The organism is Saccharomonospora iraqiensis subsp. iraqiensis, from assembly GCF_000430445.1.
GTDB classification, from domain to species: Bacteria; Actinomycetota; Actinomycetes; order Mycobacteriales; family Pseudonocardiaceae; genus Saccharomonospora; species Saccharomonospora iraqiensis.
This window is the reverse complement of sequence record NZ_KE387081.1, coordinates 6,148-10,025: the sequence shown is the minus strand read 5'-3', so window position 1 is coordinate 10,025 and position 3,878 is coordinate 6,148. Positions and strand designations below refer to the sequence as shown.

4 protein-coding genes and 1 pseudogene are annotated in these 3,878 nt (G+C 72.8%); all 5 read right to left on the bottom strand.

Going from position 1 to position 3,878, the window contains the following annotated elements; translation table 11 throughout:
• On the bottom strand, positions 1-793 hold a 793-nt coding region (locus tag ACTIR_RS0109500), incomplete at its 3' end, for a thymidine phosphorylase (protein ID WP_026454088.1).
• Positions 790-1,215: a cytidine deaminase gene (locus tag ACTIR_RS0109495; RefSeq protein WP_052583800.1), complete on the bottom strand. Its 426-nt coding sequence runs from the start codon at positions 1,213-1,215 to the stop codon at positions 790-792. The genes ACTIR_RS0109495 and ACTIR_RS0109500, both read right to left, overlap by 4 nt.
• A 2-nt stretch (positions 1,216-1,217) precedes the next feature.
• Positions 1,218-2,492 (bottom strand): ABC transporter permease, encoded by a 1,275-nt coding sequence (locus ACTIR_RS0109490; RefSeq protein ID WP_026454086.1) that lies wholly within the window; start codon positions 2,490-2,492, stop codon positions 1,218-1,220.
• Positions 2,489-3,583, bottom strand: coding sequence for an ABC transporter permease (locus ACTIR_RS0109485; RefSeq protein ID WP_026454085.1), 1,095 nt, complete (start codon positions 3,581-3,583; stop codon positions 2,489-2,491). Before ACTIR_RS0109485 ends, ACTIR_RS0109490 begins: the two co-directional genes overlap by 4 nt.
• A pseudogene (locus ACTIR_RS22520) lies at positions 3,580-3,878 on the bottom strand (heme ABC transporter ATP-binding protein); the annotation flags it as partial. The gene ACTIR_RS0109485 and the pseudogene ACTIR_RS22520, both read right to left, overlap by 4 nt.

Genomic DNA, 3,878 nt, shown 5'->3' with positions numbered 1-3,878 from the left:
GCAGGACGTCGACGGCCTCGGCCACCTCGACCGCGTTGCCCACCGCCGCGCCCAGCGGCACGTCCATCGCGGTCAGCAGCGCGCCGGTGCCGACGCCGTGGGTGGTGCCGATGTCGACCAGCGTCCGGGCCAGCTCGCGCGCGTCGGCCGGGGTCTTCATGAACGCCCCCGAGCCGACCTTGACGTCGAGCACCAGGCTCCGCGCGCCCTCGGCGATCTTCTTGCTCATGATCGAGCTCGCGATCAGCGGCACCGACTCCACGGTGCCGGTGACGTCGCGCAGCGCGTAGAGCTCCCGGTCGGCCGGGGCCAGCTCGGGCGTCGCCGCGCACACCACGGCACCCACCTCGTCGAGCTGCCGCTCGATTTCGGCCAGCGACAGCTCGGCCCGCCAGCCCGGGATCGACTCCAGTTTGTCCAGGGTTCCGCCGGTGTGGCCGAGGCCGCGACCGGACATCTGCGGCACCGCCGCACCGCACGCCGCCACCAACGGCGCCAGCGCGAGGGTGATCTTGTCGCCGACCCCGCCGGTGGAGTGCTTGTCCACGGTGGGCCGGTCGGTGCGCAGCCGCAGCCGCTCCCCCGAGCCGAGCATCGCCCCGGTGAACCGGGCCGTCTCGACGGAATCCATGCCCCGCAGCAGGATCGCCATGGCGAGCGCGGACATCTGTTCGGGGGCCACCACACCCCGGGTGTAGGCGTCGATCACCCAGTCGATCTGGGCGTCGCTCAGCCGGTGTCCGTCCCGTTTGGTGCGGATGACGTCGACGGCGGCGAACGGTTCGGCGCTCACGACGGCAGGTCCCCCGCGCCGAACGCGTCCGGCAGCACGGTGCGCATCGGCAGCACACCCCGGGGCGTGTCCACCAGGCAGGAGCCACCGCCCATCTCGACGATCAGTTGCCGGCACCGGCCGCACGGCATGAGCAGTGCCCCGGCGCCGGAGCGGCAGGCCACGGCGACGAACCGGCCCCCGCCGGTGAGCCGGAGCTGGCCGACCATCGTCACCTCGGCACACAGTCCCAGGCCGTACGAGGCGTTCTCCACGTTGCACCCGGTGACCACCCGCCCGTCGTCGGTCAGCGCGGCGGAACCGACGGCGAGACCGGAGTACGGGGCGTAGGCCCCCGCCGCGGCCGACACCGCCGCGGCGCGCAGCCGCTCCCAGTCCACGTCGGTGCCCGCGTCGGGTTCCGGCCCGTCGGAGGCGGTCATGGCTACTCGCCCTCCCCCCGTCGGTACCGCATCGCCAGGGCCCGCGGGCCGCGTAGTCGCTGCGCCGCCACGGCCAGGACGATGATCGTGACGAAGTGCGGCGTGTACGGGATCAGTTCCCGGGGCAGCTCGTCGTTGGTCCAGTACAGCAGATACAGCGCCACCGCACCGGCCGCCGCGAGCCCGGCCGCGACCCACCGCCTGCGGTACAGCTGCCACCCCGCGAGCACGACGAGCAGCAGCACCACGCCGTAGCACAGCGCCAGCACGGCCTCGCCGCCACCGGACAGCTGCAGACCGTCCGAGTAGCCGAACAGGGCGGCGCCGCCCAGCAGGCCCCCGGGCCGCCAGTTGCCGAAGATCATCGCCGCGAGGCCGATGTAGCCGCGCCCGTTGGTCTGGTTCTCCAGGTAGTCGGCCCCGCCGGGCAGCAGCACCAGCGACGCGCCACCCATCCCCGCGAACGCGCCGGAGATCAGCAGGGCGACGTACTTGTGCAGGTAGACGTTCACCCCGAGCGACTCGGCGGCCACCGGGTTCTCCCCGCACGACCGCAGCCGCAGCCCGAACCGGGTCCGCCACAGCACCAGGTAGCTCACCGGCACCAGCAGCAGCGCGAGCATCGCCAGCGGCGAGACCTGGGTGACCAGTCCGCGCAGCAGACCGGCCACGTCCGAGATGCCCACCCGGCGGGCGGCCTCCAGCTCGCCCAGCCAGTCGGCCAGCCACGTCGCCGAGTAGGTGTCGAACTTCGGCACCGGGGGCGACTGCCTGGGGTTGCCGGACAGCGGCTCGAACACGAGGTTCGCCAGGTACTTCGCCACCCCGAGGCCGAGCAGGTTGATCGCCACACCGGAGACGATGTGGTTCACCCCGAAGGTCACCGTCGCGAGCGCGTGCAGCAGTCCGCCGAGCGCGCCGAACACCATCGCCGCCAGCAGTCCGGCCCACACACCGCCGTAGTAGGCACCCCAGGCGGCGCCCCAGGTGCCGAGGATCATCATGCCCTCGAGTCCGATGTTGATGATCCCGGACCGTTCGGCCCACAGTCCGCCGAGCGCCGCACACAGGATCGGCAGCGCCAGCCGCAGCGCGTTCTGCGCGGTGTTGCCCGAGGTCAGCGCGTCGATGCCGGTGAGGTACGAGGTGGTGGCCAGCATCGCCACCGCGACGACGCCCCACAACGCACCCCGGGCCCAGCCGGGCAGCGTCCGTTTCGGCCGGGGAGGCGGCTCCGTCACCGCACCCGGCGATCCGGTGTCGACCGTGGTGCTCACACCGCACCTCCCTCGTGGACGCTCGCGGGCCCGCCCTCGCGGAGGGTGCGCCCCACCCGGCGCTGTTCCGCGGCCAGCTCGGCGCGGCGGACGATCTCGTAGGCCACCACGACCGCGAGCACGATGGTGCCCTGCATGATCGTGGCGATCTCCCGGGGGACGCCGATGCTCTCCAGCGACACCGCCGATTTGTCCAGGAACGCCCACAGCAGCGCGCCGAGTGCGATCCCGCCGGGGTGGTTGCGGCCGAGCAGCGCGACCGCGATCCCGGTGAAGCCGTACCCCTGGGTGGCGGTCATGGCGTAGGTGTAGTCGCGGCCGAGCAGTTCCGGCATCGCGATCAGCCCGGCGACGGCACCGGACAGCAGCATCGCGGTCACGGTCATCCGCTTGGCGTCCACGCCGCCCGCGGCCGCCGCGCTCGGCGACTCGCCGCTGGCGCGCAGCTCGAAGCCGAACCGCGTGCGGTTGAGCAGGTACCAGTAGCCGAAGCCGAGTGCCGCGGCGCCGAACACCGCGCCGAACACGGTCCCCGCCTCGCCGAACGGGATGCCGGGGATCCGGCCGGTGGGGGCGATCTCCGGGGTGCTGACGTTGTTGCCCTGCAACTGCCCGAAGTTGTCCGGGTTGATCAGCCAGGCGACGAGGCCGAACACGATCGAGTTCAGCATGATCGTCGTGATGACCTCGTGCACCCCGCGGGTGACCTTGAGGATGGCCGGCAGCAGCGCGTACAGCGCGCCGGAGAGCACGGCGACCACCAGGATGGCCGGCACGTGCAGCACCGGGGGCAGTTCCATCGCCGCCCCGACGATCGCGGCCACCACGGCCGCGAACCGGTACTGGCCCTCCACGCCGATGTTGAACAGGTTCATCTGGAACCCGACGGCCACGGCCAGGCCGGCGAGGTAGTACACGGTCGCCAGGTTGACGGTGTCCACCGACGTCGTGCCCTCGCCCAGCTGGGCGGCCATGGTGCCGAAGGCGTGCAGCGGGTCGGCCCCGGAGACGATCAGCGCCACCGACGACAGCACCACCGCGAACGCGATCGCCAGCACCGGCGGCAGCAGTGCGGTGCGCCAGGCACTCATGCGATCTCCTCCCCCACCGCGTCCGCGGCCTCGGGGTCCGCACCCGCACCGGTCATCGCCGAGCCCAGCTCGGTGGGGGTGACGGTGGCCGGGTCGGCGGTACCGACCAGCCGCCCGCGCAGCATCACCCGGATCGTGTCGGACAGGCCGATGAGTTCGTCCAGATCGGCCGAGACCAGCAGCACCGCCAGTCCCGCGCGGCGCGCGGCGCGGATGCGGTCCCAGATCAGGGCCTGCGCGCCGACGTCCACCCCGCGGGTGGGATGGGCCGCGACCAGCAGCGCCGGGTCGCCGG